Origin of the sequence: Vibrio sp. 10N.261.54.E10 (assembly GCF_002877735.2) — a bacterium.
In the GTDB taxonomy this organism is placed as follows: Bacteria; Pseudomonadota; Gammaproteobacteria; order Enterobacterales; family Vibrionaceae; genus Vibrio; species Vibrio crassostreae_C.
This window is the reverse complement of record NZ_MCXE02000001.1, coordinates 2131594-2148744: the sequence shown is the minus strand read 5'-3', so window position 1 is coordinate 2148744 and position 17151 is coordinate 2131594. Positions and strand designations below refer to the sequence as shown.

General features: G+C 43.8%; 19 protein-coding genes. 8 read left to right on the top strand and 11 right to left on the bottom strand.

Annotated elements, in window-relative coordinates; all coding sequences use genetic code 11:
- Positions 1-171 precede the first annotated feature (171 nt).
- Entirely contained in the window at positions 172-1050 is an 879-nt protein-coding gene (gene dapA / locus BCU07_RS09375; protein WP_017060704.1) for a 4-hydroxy-tetrahydrodipicolinate synthase, read from the top strand.
- A 48-nt stretch (positions 1051-1098) separates the two neighbouring features.
- Positions 1099-2145, top strand: coding sequence for an outer membrane protein assembly factor BamC (gene bamC, locus BCU07_RS09370; RefSeq protein WP_017060703.1), 1047 nt, complete (start codon positions 1099-1101; stop codon positions 2143-2145).
- Positions 2146-2306: 161 nt separating this feature from the next.
- On the opposite strand, the gene BCU07_RS09365 is transcribed toward bamC, so the two are convergent.
- From BCU07_RS09365 to BCU07_RS09350, 4 genes are all read right to left on the bottom strand, one after another.
- Positions 2307-2516: a DUF2897 family protein gene (locus BCU07_RS09365; protein ID WP_019821638.1), complete on the bottom strand. Its 210-nt coding sequence runs from the start codon at positions 2514-2516 to the stop codon at positions 2307-2309.
- An 8-nt stretch (positions 2517-2524) separates the two neighbouring features.
- The gene (locus BCU07_RS09360; RefSeq protein WP_017063385.1) at positions 2525-3199 is read right to left on the bottom strand and encodes a M15 family metallopeptidase; all 675 of its coding nucleotides are present in this window, start codon (positions 3197-3199) and stop codon (positions 2525-2527) included.
- A 45-nt stretch (positions 3200-3244) separates the two neighbouring features.
- A complete protein-coding gene (gene dapE, locus BCU07_RS09355; protein ID WP_017060700.1) occupies positions 3245-4381 on the bottom strand; it encodes a succinyl-diaminopimelate desuccinylase in 1137 nt (378 codons plus the stop codon).
- A gap of 98 nt (positions 4382-4479) precedes the next feature.
- Complete coding sequence (locus tag BCU07_RS09350; RefSeq protein ID WP_017060699.1) at positions 4480-4827, bottom strand: ArsC family reductase; 348 nt, start codon at positions 4825-4827, stop codon at positions 4480-4482.
- 205 nt (positions 4828-5032) lie between these two features.
- Here BCU07_RS09350 and BCU07_RS09345 point away from each other — a divergent pair, with 205 nt between their 5' ends.
- Positions 5033-5320, top strand: coding sequence for a winged helix-turn-helix domain-containing protein (locus BCU07_RS09345; protein WP_004734273.1), 288 nt, complete (start codon positions 5033-5035; stop codon positions 5318-5320).
- Positions 5321-5411: 91 nt separating this feature from the next.
- On the opposite strand, the gene BCU07_RS09340 is transcribed toward BCU07_RS09345, so the two are convergent.
- Both BCU07_RS09340 and BCU07_RS09335 read right to left on the bottom strand, forming a co-directional pair.
- Complete coding sequence (locus tag BCU07_RS09340) at positions 5412-5744, bottom strand: DUF4156 domain-containing protein (RefSeq protein WP_065585044.1); 333 nt, start codon at positions 5742-5744, stop codon at positions 5412-5414.
- 12 nt (positions 5745-5756) lie between these two features.
- Positions 5757-6101 (bottom strand): DUF2956 domain-containing protein, encoded by a 345-nt coding sequence (locus BCU07_RS09335; RefSeq protein ID WP_065585043.1) that lies wholly within the window; start codon positions 6099-6101, stop codon positions 5757-5759.
- 109 nt (positions 6102-6210) lie between these two features.
- Between BCU07_RS09335 and BCU07_RS09330 the strand changes: the two genes are divergently transcribed.
- The 4 genes from BCU07_RS09330 (at position 6211) to BCU07_RS09315 (ending at position 10347) form a co-directional block, all read left to right on the top strand.
- The gene (locus BCU07_RS09330; RefSeq protein WP_017060696.1) at positions 6211-6672 is read left to right on the top strand and encodes a DUF2919 domain-containing protein; all 462 of its coding nucleotides are present in this window, start codon (positions 6211-6213) and stop codon (positions 6670-6672) included.
- 65 nt (positions 6673-6737) lie between these two features.
- The gene (locus BCU07_RS09325) at positions 6738-7661 is read left to right on the top strand and encodes a Dyp-type peroxidase (protein ID WP_017060695.1); all 924 of its coding nucleotides are present in this window, start codon (positions 6738-6740) and stop codon (positions 7659-7661) included.
- A gap of 121 nt (positions 7662-7782) precedes the next feature.
- Positions 7783-8916 (top strand): flagellin, encoded by a 1134-nt coding sequence (locus BCU07_RS09320; protein WP_102428235.1) that lies wholly within the window; start codon positions 7783-7785, stop codon positions 8914-8916.
- Between the two features lie 297 nt (positions 8917-9213).
- Positions 9214-10347: a flagellin gene (locus BCU07_RS09315; RefSeq protein WP_120459702.1), complete on the top strand. Its 1134-nt coding sequence runs from the start codon at positions 9214-9216 to the stop codon at positions 10345-10347.
- A 485-nt stretch (positions 10348-10832) separates the two neighbouring features.
- Here BCU07_RS09315 and crr read toward each other — a convergent pair whose 3' ends face one another.
- From crr to cysZ, 5 genes are all read right to left on the bottom strand, one after another.
- Positions 10833-11342 carry a PTS glucose transporter subunit IIA gene (crr, locus tag BCU07_RS09310; protein WP_004737851.1) on the bottom strand — a complete coding sequence of 170 codons (510 nt, stop codon included), beginning with the start codon at positions 11340-11342 and terminating at the stop codon, positions 10833-10835.
- Positions 11343-11448: 106 nt separating this feature from the next.
- A complete protein-coding gene (ptsI, locus tag BCU07_RS09305; protein WP_017061935.1) occupies positions 11449-13173 on the bottom strand; it encodes a phosphoenolpyruvate-protein phosphotransferase PtsI in 1725 nt (574 codons plus the stop codon).
- Positions 13174-13309: 136 nt separating this feature from the next.
- Positions 13310-13567 carry an HPr family phosphocarrier protein gene (locus tag BCU07_RS09300; RefSeq protein WP_004734263.1) on the bottom strand — a complete coding sequence of 86 codons (258 nt, stop codon included), beginning with the start codon at positions 13565-13567 and terminating at the stop codon, positions 13310-13312.
- Positions 13568-13869: 302 nt separating this feature from the next.
- Positions 13870-14838, bottom strand: coding sequence for a cysteine synthase A (gene cysK / locus BCU07_RS09295; protein ID WP_017061934.1), 969 nt, complete (start codon positions 14836-14838; stop codon positions 13870-13872).
- Positions 14839-15075: 237 nt separating this feature from the next.
- Entirely contained in the window at positions 15076-15834 is a 759-nt protein-coding gene (cysZ, locus tag BCU07_RS09290; protein ID WP_029235129.1) for a sulfate transporter CysZ, read from the bottom strand.
- Positions 15835-16063: 229 nt separating this feature from the next.
- Between cysZ and zipA the strand changes: the two genes are divergently transcribed.
- A complete protein-coding gene (gene zipA, locus BCU07_RS09285; protein WP_017061932.1) occupies positions 16064-17107 on the top strand; it encodes a cell division protein ZipA in 1044 nt (347 codons plus the stop codon).
- The last annotated feature ends 44 nt before the right edge of the window (positions 17108-17151 follow it).

Sequence of the window (17151 nt, the reverse complement as noted above, 5' to 3'; positions counted from 1 at the left end):
TAGATTGAGTGCAGGTTACCCAAATTCTAGGTAGAACGCCGTTAGAAGTCGTTTTACCTCAAACATACGACAATATTTAATGCAGATGTTGCCGGTAAGCCACTTTAATGTCTTGTGTTTATTGATTGGCTTACAGTAACATGCAAAAAGAATAAATTAAGGGAGATAGACATGTTTTCAGGAAGTATAGTTGCGCTAGTTACGCCATTTAATACAGATGGTGAAGTGGATTTCGACAGCCTTAAAAAGTTAGTTGAGCACCATATTGCTGCAGGTAGTGATGGTCTGGTTGCGGTTGGCACAACAGGTGAGTCTTCAACACTCACTATTGAAGAGCATGTCAAAGTCGTCAACAAGATCGTTGAATTTGCTGATGGTCGTATTCCCGTTATCGCTGGTACAGGTGCAAATGCAACTCATGAATCTGTTCTATTCAGCCGTTTGTTGAATGGTTCTGGTATTGCTGGTTGCCTGAGCGTAACGCCTTACTACAACAAACCGACTCAAGAAGGTTTGTACCAACACTACAAAGCGATTGCTGAAGTCAGTGACGTTCCACAAATTCTATACAATGTTCCAGGTCGTACTGCGGTAGACTTGTTGCCAGAAACGGTTGCTCGTCTTGCTGAGATCGAAAACATCGTTGCACTGAAAGATGCGACGGGTGATCTCGACAGAATTGCAATTCACCGTGAACTTTGTGGCGAAGACTTTATCTTACTAAGTGGTGATGACTTAACAGGCCTAGAATTTGTTAAGCGTGGTGGCGATGGCGTGATCTCTGTAACGAACAATGTTGCAGCCGCTGATATGGCAACCATGTTCAAGCTAGCAAAAGAAGGTAAGTTTGAAGAAGCGGAAGCGATCAATGAGCGTTTGATGCCTCTACATAAGAATTTGTTCGTTGAGTCTAACCCTATTCCCGTAAAATGGGCGGTTCATAAAATGGGTCTGATTGCTGAAGGTGGCTTACGTCTACCGCTGACTGAACTGTCAGAGCCAGCTCAACCTGTTGTTGCTCAAGCAATGACTGAAGCGTGCATTTACTAAAACGTATGAAGTGATGCCGAAGCGAACCTTCGGCATTTAGGAGTATAAATGAAGTATTCTCACCAGCTAGTGATTGGGTCACTGGCTGTTTTCGTTCTTACAGCATGTTCTGGCAACCCGACTCAACGTCGCCAAGCCAAAGATGATTTCGAATACTTAGAAACACCTGAGTTTTCACAATGGCAATTGCCTGTAGATGCTCAGCCTCAGTTCTACCCAAATTTTGACATCCCAAGCGGTGAATTCAGTGGTGGTACTGGTCGTGAAGTGGATATTCGTCCACCGCAACAGGTTCTTGAACTGATCCCGGGTGCTCGTGCTGAGCGTCAAAACGGTGAAGTGACACTATGGCTTCTTCGCGCAGAAGAGGCAGACCGCGTGTGGCAAACGGCTGTAGATATGCTGGCTCAACGTGGTATTGGTATTCGTGAGCAATCAGAGAATGAGATTGAGACCGATTGGGTAACTTGGGTTTCTGAAGATGAAGACGTAGAGATTGGTAGTCGTTACTCTATCTCTCGCTTCCAAGCAAACAACCGTCATGGCTTCAAGATTAATCTGATTGATTGGCGTGAAGGTACTGAAGAGAAAACAGTAACGGCAACCAATAAAGAGCGTTACAACGCGTTCCTGACCAACCTAGTTATGGCTAAGTACGATGAAAACCTTCGTGCTGAAGCGGCGCTGAAAGCGCAAGAGTTGGTGAAGCGTATTCCAATTTCAATGGGTGCTGACCGTAGTGGTTTCCCTGTGATTATTGCTCGTACGCCATACAATGTATTCTGGCAGCGTCTGCCTAACTTGTTGCCTGAAATGGGCTTTGAGCTTGAAGAACGCAATCAATCTCAGGGTACGGTGAAGGCGAAGTACGCAGCACCAGATGATGAGTTCTGGGAAGAAATTGGCCTACAGCCTATCGACTTAGCGCCAGGCACTTACAACTTCCTATTTGGTGACCTTGGCAACCGTACGTCAATCAACGTAACGGATGCATCAGGTAAGCCAGTAGAAGAAGAGCTGCTTAAGTCTATGGTTCCGGTATTAGCGCATATTGCTGACCAAACCAAAGATGACAAAGAAGCGAAAGCTGAGTAGTCATTCAAGCCGTCACAAGCTGAGTTAAATCAGCCTTGTGATTAGCAAAAGCAAATAAAAAAGAGGACACACTGTGTCCTCTTTTTTATTGTATTCGTTGTCATCAGGCTACATTGGTCAATCAAAATTGGTCAATCAAGCTGATTAGCCAAAGCAAAAGGCTATGCGTCTTTATTGTCTTTGGATTCTTCTTTTTCAGCTTTCTCTTGGTTAAGTTTATCCAAGCGATTGAGCTTATCTAAATCTCGCTCAGTTTTACCACGCCCCGTCAGATCCATATTGGCTGTCTGTTTGAGCGCTGCGATGTTACCCACAACAACGCTAACTACGATGATGATGATAACCCAAGGGTTTGTAAGCCACTCCAACATAAGCGCTCCTAATGACTGATATTCGCTACGAAGCGTGCATAGATCTCGTCTAGCTGCTCCATAATAATCTCATACCCTAATACTGGCTTAGATTGGAGTTGCTTGCCAAGTAAAGTCGGAGATAACTGTGATAAACACGACTCCGATACTTTGCGATGGCTGATATGCCATGGTTCGATCGCCACACCACCCAAATCTTGGCTGTAAGGAAAGAAGAAACCAAATTGTGCAGCATGAACTGATAGCCATTGGTAAAACGATTGCTGGTGGCCAGTAAGGTATTCCCATGGTTCTAATTGCAGATGTATGCCTTCAGGTAAGTGGTTACGAGCAAAGACATCGAAGTCACAACCCCAATGATGACGACTCGCGCCGGGAAGCGCAGACCATCTCAGGATAGCCGATAGCTTTTGTTGTTCGGTCAGTTTTGAAGCATCAAGAGGTTGGCTTTCTGAATCTAATATCGGAGCTTCGCCAGAAAACTTACGGTTCCAAATCAGAGATTGCCTTTCATAGTCGCGAAAGCCACTGGCAATCTCCATTTTAAAACCAGCGAGCTGAGCAGCTTCAATCAAATTATTCAGGTCATTCTTAACCTCACTGTGGACCAAGAAGGTCTTGGTGCCGATCAGGCTAGGCTCTAGATGAGAATCTGATTGTCCGGTAAGCTGCTCTGGTGTCATAACGAGTCTCTCAATAATTGGATGCTATGAATCGCTGATGAAAGACTATTTAGCGAATAGGTTCACTAATGTTCTTTCGTACATGTCAGTTAGCTTTTCTAAATCGGCTACCTTCACGCATTCGTTAACCTTGTGAATCGTTGCATTCACAGGGCCTAGTTCAACCACTTGTCCGCCCATACGTGCAATAAAGCGACCATCAGATGTACCGCCAGTCGTTAGCAGTGCTGGTTTCACATCATTGACGTGACCCACTGCATCAACAATAGCATCAAGCAGTGAACCTGCGTCTGTTAAGAACGGGTCGCCATTGAATGTCCATCTTAGGTCGTATTCGAAATCATACTTGTCGAGTGTCGTTGTGATGCGCTCAACGATGATGTCGTTGCTTAACTCTGTACTAAAGCGTAGGTTAAACTGAACATTAAACTCACCAGGGATCACGTTTGAAGCACCAGTACCCGCACTCACATTTGGAATTTGGAAACTGGTTGGCGGGAAGTAATCATTACCTTTATCCCACTCAGTTGTTGCTAGCTCATTAATAGCAAGCAGAGAGCTGTGTACTGGGTTGTTTGCTAGGTGAGGGTAGGCAACATGACCTTGTGTGCCTTTAATCGTTAGGTCGCCAGTGATAGAGCCACGACGGCCGTTCTTCACGACATCACCCACGAACTCAGTGCTCGATGGTTCACCAACGATACACATATCGATGTTTTCACCGCGCGCCATTAATGCTTCAACAACACGTACAGTACCGTTGATGAAAGGACCTTCCTCATCTGAAGTGATCAGGAAACCAATTGAGCCTGTGTGGTCTGGGTGTTTGGCAATGAACTGCTCGACGGCAACAATCATTGAAGCCAGAGAGCCTTTCATATCAGCAGCGCCACGGCCATGTAGGAAACCGTCTACGATAGTCGGTTCGAATGGCTTAGTGTTCCACTGTTCGATTGGGCCTGCAGGTACCACATCAGTGTGACCAGCAAAAGCAAACAGAGGCGCTTCAGTACCACGACGAGCCCAGAAGTTGGTCGTATCTTCAAATACCATCACTTCGATTTCAAAACCGAGTGCTTTTAAGCGTTCAATCATCAGGTCTTGGCAGCCTGCATCTTCTGGTGTTACCGATTGACGGCTGATTAGGTCTTTTGCCAGAGCCAAAGTTGGGCTATCTGTCATCCTTGAATTCCTTGTTTAAATAAAACGTCTAGTCATTAATTTTTAGAAGCTGATTCAATGATCAACGTCCAGTTGTCTGTCTATGTAAATACAACGATCTAAGCAAAAATAGCCGCGTATTGGTCGGCTTTAAATCCGATGTGAAGCTTACCTTCAACTTTTAAGATTGGGCGCTTGATCATGGCAGGTTGTTCAACTAGCAAAGTCACCGCTTTTTCTTCTGTTAGGGTGTCTTTCTGTTCTTGAGAAAGTTGGCGATAAGTCGTACCACGTTTGTTTAGCACAAGCTCCCAACCTAGCTCAGAGCAGAAGCTTGTTACTAGCTCTTCTGTGATGCCTTGTTTGCGATAATCGTGAAATTCGAACTCGATACCTTCAGCTTCGAGCCATTTCTTTGCTTTTTTAATGGTGTCGCAATTTGGGATACCAAACATGGTGATAGTCATTATTCTTCCTTTGAGTGATTTTATTTCATTGTTATGGGTTGAATCCTATCAGGAAGCAGCAACTCAGACAAAATAGAGTGATGAATATTTCATAGAGTGAAAAAAAAGCGTAAGAAAATGTCACTATTGGAGACTTATTGATCAGCCTCAACATGTTGTCAGCGAAAAAAGAAATAATTGAGCTGCACATATATAGGAGGTGTCAATGGAGTTGAGTCCTGTTTTTGCAAGGCGGCTATATTTAGCATTGTTAGTGGAAAGCCTTGATAGGCCAAATGTGCCTAAACTCATCGAAAAAACGGGGTGGCCTCGTCGTACTATTCAAGATGTACTCAAGGCGTTACCGGGGATCGGTATCGAACTTATGTTTGTTCAAGATGGGCGACGTCATAATGATGGCTATTACCAGTTATCCGACTGGGGGCCATTTGACAGTCAATGGGTTATCCAGCGTAAAGGCGATATAGCAACAAGCCTTGGATTTAGTGCATAAGCCAGCGAAAGCTGGCTTTCTTTTTTTAGAATAGAAATAGTAGGGAGCATCTCGCTAATATGAGTTGTGAGCTACCCCATTACGTTTCTATTTACTTACACAGATAGGCAGTTCCCAGCATAGTCACGGATGTGGAAAAATCTTGGGGAAGTGTGAATATCACGGTATCTGCGCCTAGCTCAATCGTATTCGACTTGAGTTGATTCATGGCGCCTTGAATCAATGTGTCATTTGGGTAAAACAGGTAGTTGTACCAATGGCCTTCGCTGCCTGTGACTTCCCCTTTATACTGACATTTATCGATATTAATCACGCCATGGTAATCCATTTGCACGTTGGCAGCTTCGCTATGAGGCGTTGATGTCGGTGTCGTGCAACCGAGTAACACGCTACTCATAGCCAAAGCGATTAATTCCTTTTTCATACGCTTATCCTGTTATTTCATCAAATAAATCGCGAAGCCTACCCAGCTTGCGAACAGTAGTAACCACGGCAGTTTAGTGGCGTGATTTGATGGTGTTTCAACACTTGTTTCGATCGTGTCTTCTTGGTGTTGATTCGCTTGTTGAGTCTGTTTTTCTTTCTGTACGCGCTTCTTCGCTTTATCGGCTTGGCGGCTGCGTTCTTTTTGCTGTTTCTTGTACAGTGCGATGCCTTTCTCGATACCCTGAGCAATCAGTTTAGTTTGTTCTTTGGTTTGAGCTGGCTTTTGAGTCGCTTTGGCTATCTTCAGTGCTTCCTGTTGAGATTCAACAGAGGGCGTATTAGTTTTGTTTTTCATACTGAGTTCGACAATTAAAACGGATTGGCTACTAAGATAACGCAAAGCTAGTTAAGTATGAATGATTTGCGTTAAAGTGTTGGTTTGAAAATAAGTGAAAGTGAGATTTGTGCGGTACTCCATAGAACAATACGACAAGCACGGCTTTTTGAAAGCTCCAATCTTGCTCTGGCTAGGTTGGTTGTTTCTTGCGAAAGCCTTGGTCGTTTTCATTGTTGCAGGCGCAAGCCGAGAATCGGGAACCGATATTCTTGAGATAATCTACCCAGACCATCAGATGTTTTATGTCGGGATCGCGTTGAGTGTGCCTAGTTTGCTGCTGATGTGGTTATTTGGGCTAAGATCGCCAGATAGAAAGCGCCTTAACAAAGTCGTGTCATGGGGACGTTGGGTTACCATGATGGCTATCTTGGCACAGGGCTCCCATACGATTTATTTAATCTATTTGGATAACGGATGGTTCCGTTGGTCAAATGGCATCACCCTATTGTTGCTGCTGTGGTTAGCGCTTTATCTAACCAATAGCCATGCTGCAAGGGATTGCTTTAAAGTGGTTGAGCTCGAAGACTGATTCTCATCAAAACATTTGTCCCATTCACAATTATACTTAGAAGCTAAAACTGGAAGGAATAATCTATGCTTAATGTTTCAAATGAGCAGCCTAACGTTCAAAGTGCTATTTTGCCTGAAGCTGGGCCTTTCGCGCTTTACGTTCAACTTAAAGTGAACGCTAATACTGCTAATGTACTAGCAGAAATTCAAAAGCTTCCGACTCTAATCGACGAACTAAACCAAACTCAGCCTGATGCGAACTTAACGGCATCGGTTGCGTTCTCAAAAGCTTTTTGGGATAGGTTCGAGCAAGCAGCGCCCGCTGATTTGATCGACTTCCCTGTGCTGGGTGAAGGTGATATCACAGCACCGAGCACACTGTCTGACGTTCTGATTCACTGTCATTCAAACCGACATGATCTGCACTTCTTTATCTTGCGTAAATTGCTATCTGAAGTAGCAGCTGATGTTGAAGTGGTTGATGAAACTTATGGTTATCGCTTCCTAGACTCTCGTGACATGACAGACTTTGTTGATGGCACTGAAAACCCGAAAGACGCACAACGTGCTGAAGTCGCTATTGTGCCTGAGGGTGAATTCGCTGGTGGTAGTTATGTAATGGTGCAGCGTTTTGTGCATAACCTGCCAGCTTGGAATCGTTTGAATGTATCGGCACAAGAGAAAGTGATTGGCCGAACTAAACCTGATTCAATTGAGTTAGATGATGTTCCTGCGGCGTCTCACGTTGGCCGTGTGGATATCAAAGAAGAAGGCAAGGGGCTTAAGATTGTTCGCCACAGTCTACCTTACGGTACTGCTACGGGCGACCACGGCTTATTGTTCATTGCTTACTGTAACGTTCGTCATAACTTCGATGCGATGTTAGAGAGCATGTACGGCACAACAGATGGCAAAACAGACCAACTGCTTCGCTTTACCAAAGCAGTGACTGGCGCTTACTACTTTGCACCTTCAACTGACATGTTGAGTGTATTAACGATTAAGTAAATCACCTCATCTGCAGCAAAGAAAGGGAGCCTCAGGGCTCCTTTTTTATTAAAGCTTTATATGAACTGGTCGATATAAGAGCAATCGTGAGTTTTATTCATCTTTTTGTAAGCGAAGGTCTATGGCTATAACTGTTAATACAAATGTCTCAGCGCTGGTGGCCCAGAGAAACCTCTCTAATGCTAACAACATGCTGAACCAATCTTTGGCGCGCTTAGCTTCAGGGAGCCGTATTAATAGTGCAAAAGACGATGCGGCTGGCTTACAGATCTCAAATCGATTAGAAGCACAGATGAGTGGCATTGATGTTGCTGTTCGAAATGCTAACGACGGTATCTCCATTATGCAGACTGCAGAAGGAGCTATGAATGAAACCACTAATATCATGCAGCGCATGCGAGACTTATCCCTACAAGCGAGTAACGGCTCGAATAGTTCATCGGAACGAATCGCTATTCAAGAAGAAGTCACCGCCTTAAATGATGAGTTAAACCGAATTGCGGAAACCACTTCATTTGGTGGGAAAAAGCTCCTTAACGGCAGCTTTGGTAGCTCGTCATTTCAAATCGGTGGCAGCTCTGGTGAGGCGGTGCAGATAGGTTTGAAAAACATGCGCACCGATGATATCAACATGGGCGGCTTTAGCTATGTTGCCAATGGCATGGCAAATGACTCGTGGGAAGTTAAATCCAACCAGACAGATATGACGATGGCGTTTACCGATCGTTTTGGTCAGCCTCAAGAGATCAACATTAATGCCAAGGCGGGCGATGACATTGAAGAGCTAGCGACTTATATCAATGGTCAAACGGATCTCTTATCGGCTTCTGTTAATGATGACGGACAACTTCAGATTTATATGTCAGGTGAAGATACCGTGGGTACCATCTCTTTTTCAGGTTCATTAGCCAGTGAGCTTTCGATGTCAGCGGGCTATTACGAGTCAGTTAATGACATCAATGTAACGGATGTGGGTGGTGCTCAGCGCGCCGTCTCTATTTTGGATACGGCGATGAAGTATGTCGATAGCCATCGCTCTGAATTAGGGGCAATGCAAAACCGCTTTGATCATGCCATTAACAATCTTGAAAATGTTCATGAGAATTTGGCGACATCAAACAGTCGAATCAAAGATACCGACTACGCCAAAGAAACCACTCAAATGCTCAAGCAACAAATACTGCAGCAAGTGAGCACAACGATACTCGCTCAAGCCAAGCAAGCGCCGAATCTAGCTTTAACGTTATTAGGTTAATGAATTACCTACAATCTTATAAAAGCATTTCAGCTTGGCCGGTGCTTTTTGGCGAATAAAAATACAATTTCTCACTCGACTGACTTCCCGGCAACTTTAGCGATTTTCTCATCTTTTTTCGATAATTTTACGACCAGTCACGCTTTCTTCTGTTTTACCGCTATTTCTTTAAATTTGTTGTTTTTTTCCTAAAGGTTTCGCCAATCACGCCGTTATTAAAAGTAACTTAGAGATAACTACTTGGTTTTCCGAGACGTCGGAAACCGCTATACCGGAAAATCAATTGGAGAAGTCACCATGGCAGTGAATGTAAATACAAACGTTTCAGCGATGACAGCGCAACGTTACCTAAACAACGCAAACAGCGCACAACAAACATCAATGGAGCGTCTAGCTTCTGGCTCAAAAATCAACAGCGCAAAAGATGACGCTGCGGGTCTACAAATCTCGAACCGTTTGAACGTTCAAAGTCGTGGTCTTGATGTTGCTGTACGTAACGCGAACGACGGTATCTCAATTGCACAAACAGCTGAAGGTGCAATGAATGAGACGACTAACATCCTGCAACGTATGCGTGATTTGTCTCTACAGTCTTCAAACGGCTCAAACTCAAAATCTGAGCGTGTAGCGATTCAAGAAGAAGTAACTGCGCTTAACAATGAACTTAACCGTATCGCAGAAACCACATCTTTCGGTGGTAACAAACTCATTAATGGCACTTACGGAACTCAGTCATTCCAAATCGGTGCGGACAACGGTGAAGCGGTAATGCTTCAACTGAAAGACATGCGCTCTGATAACGCTCAGATGGGTGGTAAGAGCTACCAAACTGAGAACGCGAAAGATAAAGATTGGAACGTTCAATCAGGCTCTAACGACCTAAAAATGTCGTTCACTGATAACTTCGGTCAAGCACAAGAAATCGACATCAGCGCAAAAGCGGGTGACGACATTGAAGAGCTAGCAACGTACATCAACGGTCAACAAGATTCTGTTAAAGCATCTGTAACTGAAGACGGCAAGCTACAAATGTTTACTGGTAACAACAAGGTTGAAGGCGAAGTGGCATTCTCTGGCAGCCTGGCTGGCGAACTAGGCATGCAACCTGGCAAAGACGTAACGGTTGATACTATCGACGTAACATCAGTTGGCGGCGCACAAGAGTCTGTAGCTATTATCGATGCGGCACTTAAGTATGTAGACAGCCACCGTGCTGAATTGGGTGCTTTCCAAAACCGTTTCGACCACGCTATCAGCAACTTAGACAACATTAACGAGAACGTTAACGCATCTAAGAGCCGTATTAAAGATACCGATTTCGCGAAAGAAACGACTCAGATGACTAAGTCTCAGATCCTTTCTCAAGCTTCAAGCTCGATTCTTGCTCAAGCGAAGCAAGCACCGAACTCGGCACTTAGCCTACTAGGTTAATCGATTGAAAAGCCACGTTGACCGATAGTGTTGACGTTAGGCTTCCACAAATTAGCTCGTGGTGAGAGATGAGCGCTAAACAGACCCAGCTTCGGCTGGGTTTTTTATTGCCTGAAATTTGGAGAAGAGAGGGGAGTTGTGGTGTTGGTAGTTGATTGGAAAGCGAGATTCCCTATCACGTTCGTGCCTCACTGTAGGGAATGACGGGAGTTGGGTATTGGTGACTCTATAGCTAACTGTATAGAAGAGGTCGGTTTGAGTAACAATCACTCAGGCTTAAACCATAGTGTTTAATCGTCATCCCAGAATCGAACCGAGCGAGATGTCAGGGATCTCTGTTCGTGAGAGGCCCAAAGAAGAAGGGGATTTGTAGTTGTTAGGTATAAGGCCAAAGCGGCTGGTAATCTGGCATTAGAACTATATAGCAGGCACAAAAAACGCCACCCTTAGGTAGCGTTTTAATTAAAGCAGATAAGTAATCGAGATTACTTAGTTACTTTAAGAACTGGAGTTTCGCCAACAGTTACAGAACCAGAAAGCTTGTTCAGCTCTTTGATTTCGTCCATGTTAGAGATAACAACTGGAGTAAGCGTAGATTTTGCTTTCTCTTCTAGAAGCGCTAGGTCGAAAGTGATGATAGTGTCACCAGCTTTAACAGATTGACCTTCTTCAGCTACACGAGTGAAGCCTTCGCCTTTAAGTTCAACAGTATCGATACCGAAGTGAACGAAAAGCTCAACACCGTCGTCAGACTCGATAGAGAATGCGTGGTTAGTTTCGAAGATCTTACCGATAGTACCGTTAACTGGAGCTACCATTTTGTCGCCAGCTGGTTTGATCGCGATGCCGTCACCAACGATTTTTTCAGCGAAAACTACATCTGGCACATCTTCGATGTTTACGATTTCACCAGAAAGAGGTGCGATGATTTCGATTGCACCAGCATCAGCGCTGTCATCAGATACAAGCTTTTTCAGTTTGTCAAACAGACCCATTGTGTCATGCTCCTAACGTTTAGTTTTATTCTGTAGAATATACTATACCAATCTAACAAATTAGACGACTATTTTTAGCCGTCTAACGTTATTAAGCGATTGGCGATTACTGAGTTTTCTCAGCGATGAACTTTTCTACGCAAGCTTCAATTTCAGCAGCTGTTGGTAGAGATAGTGCTTCGTCAGCCATAGCTTTAACTTCAGCGAAGTTAGAGTTACGGATTACTTTCTTAACTTTAGGGATAGAGATACCGCTCATAGAGAACTCATCTAGACCCATACCAAGAAGAAGTAGCGTTGCACGCTCATCACCAGCAAGCTCACCACACATACCAGTCCACTTACCTTCAGCGTGTGATGCGTCGATCACTTGCTTGATTACTGTAAGAACAGCAGGAGATAGTGGGTTGTATAGGTGAGAAATCATTTCGTTACCACGGTCTACCGCAAGAGTGTATTGCGTTAGGTCGTTAGTACCGATAGAGAAGAAAGATACTTCTTTCGCTAGGTGGTGTGCGATTGCAGCAGCTGCTGGAGTCTCAACCATTACGCCGATTTCGATTTCTTCATCGAAAGCTAGGCCTTCAGCGCGAAGTTCAACTTTGTACTCTTCGATTGCTTTTTTCAGTTCACGGATCTCTTCAACAGAAATGATCATTGGGAACATGATACGTAGTTTACCGTGTGCAGATGCACGTAGGATGCCACGTAGTTGGTCACGTAGGATTTCACGACGATCCAAGCTGATACGTACTGCACGCCAGCCTAGGAACGGGTTCATCTCTTGTGGAAGGTCCATGTATGGTAGGTCTTTGTCGCCACCGATATCCATAGTACGGATAATCACTGACTCGCCTTCCATTGCTTCTGCTACTTCTTTGTAAGCAACGTATTGCTCTTCTTCAGTAGGAAGCGCGTCACGGTCCATAAATAGGAATTCAGTACGGTACAGACCAACGCCTTCACCGCCGTTACGCAGGATACCGTCACAGTCTTTTACTGTACCGATGTTGCCACAAACTTCTACACGGTGACCGTCTAGAGTTTCAGCATGTAAATCTTTTAGTTTTGCTAGTTCAACTGCTTCTGCTTCGAAATCTTCTTTGATTTTCTTAGCTTCTGCTAATTCAGCATCTGAAGGGTTGATGATGATCTTGTTGTTCATCGCGTCTAGCACAAGCATGTCGCCGTTCTTAACTTGCTTAGTGATATCGTTAGTACCAACGATAGCTGGAAGTTCAAGAGAACGTGCCATGATTGAAGTATGAGATGTACGACCGCCGATGTCACAAGCGAAACCAAGAACGTAGTCTAGGTTGATTTGTGCAGTTTCAGATGGCGTTAGGTCGTAAGCTACTAGGATAACTTCTTCATTGATATCTGCTAGAGATACAATGTTAATGCCTAGAGCATTTTTAACGAAACGAGTACCGATATCACGGATATCAGTTGCACGTTCTTTTAGGTACTCATCATCAAGAGACTCTAGTGCAACAGCTTGCTCTTCGATCACAGTGTGGATCGCGTTGTCTGCGTGCATCTTGTCTTTCTTGATGAGTGCTAAAATCTCTTCTTCTAGCTCTTCATCTTCAAGCAGCATGATGTGGCCTTCAAAGATTGCTTCTTTTTCTTCGCCAAAAGTTTCAAGTGCTTTTTGCTTAACAACTTCAAGTTGTTGAGAAGATTTGTTACGAGCGTCAAAGAAACGCTGTACTTCTGCTTCAACTTGGTCGTCAGAGATAGATTGAGTGTTTAGGACAATTTCATCTTCTTGAAGTAGTAGTGCTTTACCGAAAGCAATACCAGGAGATGCTAGGATGCCTGAAATCATAGCCTTACCTTAGTTGTTCAACTGTAAACGGGAGAGTGTGTGACTTTAAGTCGTCGACTAATGTCGCGCTTATTCCTATCTATTTCGAACAAAGCCACTTTGCTATGCAAAATGGCTTTGAAAGAAGGAGACCGTATTAGTGTAGTTGATCCATAAGAGCAACTAGGTGGTCTACTGCTTGCTGAGCTTGAGGACCTTCAGCTGAAATAGTAACGTTAGTACCTTTTACTAGGCCTAAAGTTTGTAGTTTGAACAGGCTTTTCGCGCTAGCGCTTTTGCCGTTAGAAGTCACTGTGATGTCAGCGTCGAAAGATTTTGCTTCTTTAACGAACTGTGCAGCTGGACGAGTGTGAAGACCGTTTTCTGCTGTGATTTCTACTTGCTTCTCGTACATTTTATATACCCCAATTAATTTATTTTTTGTAAGTTTGTAACCAGATTAGCTTAACTGCTTTAGCCCAAATGCGCTAGAGGCTAGTACGCCATGTTCGTGTTAGAACTTAGACTGGTTATAAATTTTTATCCAGCCATGGTCGTCTTTTGCTGAGTACTCATGACTTTCAGAATTTGTTTATTGCTTCTTTTATTTTGAAGCGAAAAATAAAACAGACCTGATATTACCAAAGGTGGGGCAGGGATCAACAAAAAAGCCCCTAAACGGGGCTTTTTTGGACGAAAAATTGATTTGACCACATATTATTGTTGGTTCTCTTTTTCCGTAAAGATGCCAGCAAATAGGGCTGTGCTTAGGTAACGCTCACCAGAGCTTGGTAGTACAGTAACGATAGTTTTTCCTGCAAATTCAGGTAGTTCGGCGATTCTGTTCGCTGCTACTACTGCCGCGCCAGATGAGATACCAGCAAGAATACCTTCTTCTTTCATTAGGCGTTGAGCCATCTCGATCGCTTCTTCAGAAGTTACCGATTCAACACGGTCAATAATCTCTAAATCTAGGTTTCCAGGGATGAAACCTGCACCGATACCTTGAATTTTGTGTGGAGCTGGTTTGATTTCTTCACCTGCAAGTGCCTGTGCAATCACTGGAGACTCTGCTGGTTCAACCGCTACTGAAGTGATCGCTTTGCCTTTTTCACCTTTAATGTAACGACTTGTACCTGTGATAGTACCGCCCGTACCAACACCCGCTACAAACACGTCGATTTCGCCGTCTGTTGCTTCCCAAATTTCAGGACCAGTCGTTTGCTCGTGAATTTGTGGGTTGGCTGGGTTGTTGAACTGTTGAAGTAGTAGGTACTTGTCTGGGTCTGAAGCAACAATCTCTTCTGCTTTAGCAATCGCACCGTTCATACCTTTTGGTGCTTCAGTCAGCACTAGGTTTGCGCCAAGCGCTTTAAGCAGCTTACGACGTTCTAGGCTCATTGATTCAGGCATAGTTAGCGTTAGTTTGTAACCGCGTGCTGCTGCTACGAATGCAAGTGCAACACCTGTGTTACCACTGGTAGGTTCAACAAGCTCGATACCTGGCTTAAGCGTACCCGCTTTTTCTGCTTCCCAGATCATGTTTGAACCGATACGACATTTAACACTGAAGCTTGGGTTACGAGCTTCGATCTTAGCTAGGACGTTACCTTTGCTTACTTTGTTAAGGCGGACTAGAGGTGTGTTACCAATCGTTAGGGTGTTGTCTTCGTAGATCTTGCTCATGCGATATTCCTTCATTTAATGACAGAACTAAACGTAGTATATCAATCACTTTACCGTCTAGTGTCTTACGATGTTTATTCAGCTTGAATTTAGATTAAACAAGTTGAAAAAAAGGTAAAAGGATTAAAAAGTTATATCATATAGATATGTAGCAGAATTCACGCCTATCTTTATTGAAATCAGAACTTCAAAAAGATAGGCGAAACTAGGAAGTATAGGCGGGGTAATAGACGAGAATTATAGACGAGAACGCAGAGCTTGGTCTTTAAACTCAGCAACCCACATTGCCGTCGCGCCGCAAACGGCAACGGGCATTACGATCAGGTTTAGAATTGGAATTGTGGTGAACACAGAAACAAGCGCGCCAAAGCTGTAGCTCTTGCCTTGTTTTTGTTTCAAATTGTTTCTCATGTCATCAAATTTGATTTTATGGTTATCGAACGGGTAGTCGGCGTATTGAATCGCTAACATCCATGCTGTGAAAATGAACCATAAAAACGGAGCAACGGTTTGCCCTAGTGCTGGAATTAACAAAAGTAGGAATAAACCGATCGCTTTTGGCAGAATGTAGACAAGCTTGCGCCATTCTCTCGCTAATATACGTGGGGTATCTTTGAGGACATCAAGTAAACCATCGTCATTAACTTTTTTACCGCTCAACAACTCTTCAACTTTTTCCGCGAGTAAACCGTTGAACGGTGCGGCAATGAAGTTAGCGAGCGTGCTAAAGAAATACGAGAATGTGGCCAAGACGGTTAACACAAGTAATGGCCATAAAATGTATGACAACCACGACAAGAAACTTGGCAATGCACCAATCCAACCTTCAATCCAAGTGTTTAGGTTGGAGAAGATATAAAACAAGGCACCACCAACGAGTAACACGTTCGCGATAAGTGGCATTAGTACAAACTTACGAATGCTCGGTGATAAAGCGATTTTTATTCCGAAAATAAAATAGCCAAAGCCGGAGCGGGGAACAGATTCAATAGTCATATTTAAATTAGGTCACATGTGAATTTGGTTAAATAGCAAACATGTCTAGTGTACTCGACCGAAATTAAGAAAAAAAGCGTGGTGAAAATCACACCATGTAAGGAACTAATTGTATTAAGTTGTTCTAAAACAGTGGCTACTTTTGATAGAGTAGTGAGATTAGCCAAATTAACCCAACTTAGTGACAGCGTGTTTATAGCTAGTTGACTAAGAAAGCTGAGAGCGAAAAATGCAGGAATTGCGATTTGTACTCATTATTGTTGGCGCATTAGCTATCGCCGCATTATTGTTCCATGGTCTATGGACGAGTAAAAAAGAAGGGAAAGCAAAGTTTGGAGATAAGCCGCTCGGTAAGCTTGATAACGACAGCTTAGATGAAGCAGAAACTATTCCAAACCGTTCATTCGCCCCAGAAGATGATTTTGAGATAATCCGAAAAGAACGTAAAGAGCCGGATTTTGCTGTTTCACCCTCTGATACTGATCCGCTGATCGACTCAGATCCGCTAACAGCGCCACAAGCGAAAGAAGCTTACGAAGATGATATCGAATTAAATGATCTTCCTTCTTTCAGCGTAGAAGACCCAATTAAGGTTGAAAGTGAACCTGAAGTGATTGAGGAAGAGAAGGACGTTGAGCCTGAAGTTCCAAGCTTTGAGTTGACTGACGAGCAAAAAGAAAACCATGCCGGCTTTAAAGTGCAGTACGGTTCGTTTGAAGAGCCTTCTGAAACAGTTGATGAGCCAGTCGTTCCAAACGAAACGCTTACTCAAAGAGAGCCCGTTGTTGCGAAAGAAGTCGTGACTCCGCAAAGTGCGACTGTTGAAGAAGCAAAACCAGATGAAGAACTTGGTTTAGAAGTGATCGTTCTTAATGTTCACTGTGCTGGAGAGATCCCATTCGTTGGGACTGAACTTTTCCGCAGCATGGAGAACAACGGTTTAACTTATGGTGAGATGTCTATTTACCACTGCTTTGCACAATCTACAGATGCACCAAAGGTTATTTTCAGCGTTGCAAACATGATGCAGCCAGGAACGCTAGAACATGATGATCCTGCTGACTTCACGACTAAAGGTATTTCGTTCTTTATGACGTTGCCTTGTTATGGTCAAGCTGATCAAAACTTCAATGTGATGCTGAGTGCGGCGCAGAAAATTGCTGACGATATGGGCGGAAACGTGTTGGATGAGTCACGCAACTTAATGACACCAAACCGTTTATCTGACTACCGCAAGCAAATCAGAGACTTTATGACGGCATCGAATGCCTAGCCGTATTGTTTAGCCTTGTAAATAATCTATATTTATAGAAAAGG

What these genes read in the sequence shown, in the direction of transcription:
- dapA (WP_017060704.1), top strand. Translation starts at nt 172, where the DNA reads ATGTTTTCAGGAAGTATAGTTGCGCTAGTTACGCCATTTAATACAGAT.
- bamC (WP_017060703.1), top strand. Translation starts at nt 1,099, where the DNA reads ATGAAGTATTCTCACCAGCTAGTGATTGGGTCACTGGCTGTTTTCGTT.
- BCU07_RS09365 (WP_019821638.1), bottom strand. Translation starts at nt 2,516, where the DNA reads ATGTTGGAGTGGCTTACAAACCCTTGGGTTATCATCATCATCGTAGTT.
- BCU07_RS09360 (WP_017063385.1), bottom strand. Translation starts at nt 3,199, where the DNA reads ATGACACCAGAGCAGCTTACCGGACAATCAGATTCTCATCTAGAGCCT.
- dapE (WP_017060700.1), bottom strand. Translation starts at nt 4,381, where the DNA reads ATGACAGATAGCCCAACTTTGGCTCTGGCAAAAGACCTAATCAGCCGT.
- BCU07_RS09350 (WP_017060699.1), bottom strand. Translation starts at nt 4,827, where the DNA reads ATGACTATCACCATGTTTGGTATCCCAAATTGCGACACCATTAAAAAA.
- BCU07_RS09345 (WP_004734273.1), top strand. Translation starts at nt 5,033, where the DNA reads ATGGAGTTGAGTCCTGTTTTTGCAAGGCGGCTATATTTAGCATTGTTA.
- BCU07_RS09340 (WP_065585044.1), bottom strand. Translation starts at nt 5,744, where the DNA reads ATGAAAAAGGAATTAATCGCTTTGGCTATGAGTAGCGTGTTACTCGGT.
- BCU07_RS09335 (WP_065585043.1), bottom strand. Translation starts at nt 6,101, where the DNA reads ATGAAAAACAAAACTAATACGCCCTCTGTTGAATCTCAACAGGAAGCA.
- BCU07_RS09325 (WP_017060695.1), top strand. Translation starts at nt 6,738, where the DNA reads ATGCTTAATGTTTCAAATGAGCAGCCTAACGTTCAAAGTGCTATTTTG.
- BCU07_RS09320 (WP_102428235.1), top strand. Translation starts at nt 7,783, where the DNA reads ATGGCTATAACTGTTAATACAAATGTCTCAGCGCTGGTGGCCCAGAGA.
- BCU07_RS09315 (WP_120459702.1), top strand. Translation starts at nt 9,214, where the DNA reads ATGGCAGTGAATGTAAATACAAACGTTTCAGCGATGACAGCGCAACGT.
- crr (WP_004737851.1), bottom strand. Translation starts at nt 11,342, where the DNA reads ATGGGTCTGTTTGACAAACTGAAAAAGCTTGTATCTGATGACAGCGCT.
- ptsI (WP_017061935.1), bottom strand. Translation starts at nt 13,173, where the DNA reads ATGATTTCAGGCATCCTAGCATCTCCTGGTATTGCTTTCGGTAAAGCA.
- BCU07_RS09300 (WP_004734263.1), bottom strand. Translation starts at nt 13,567, where the DNA reads ATGTACGAGAAGCAAGTAGAAATCACAGCAGAAAACGGTCTTCACACT.
- cysK (WP_017061934.1), bottom strand. Translation starts at nt 14,838, where the DNA reads ATGAGCAAGATCTACGAAGACAACACCCTAACGATTGGTAACACACCT.
- cysZ (WP_029235129.1), bottom strand. Translation starts at nt 15,834, where the DNA reads ATGACTATTGAATCTGTTCCCCGCTCCGGCTTTGGCTATTTTATTTTC.
- zipA (WP_017061932.1), top strand. Translation starts at nt 16,064, where the DNA reads ATGCAGGAATTGCGATTTGTACTCATTATTGTTGGCGCATTAGCTATC.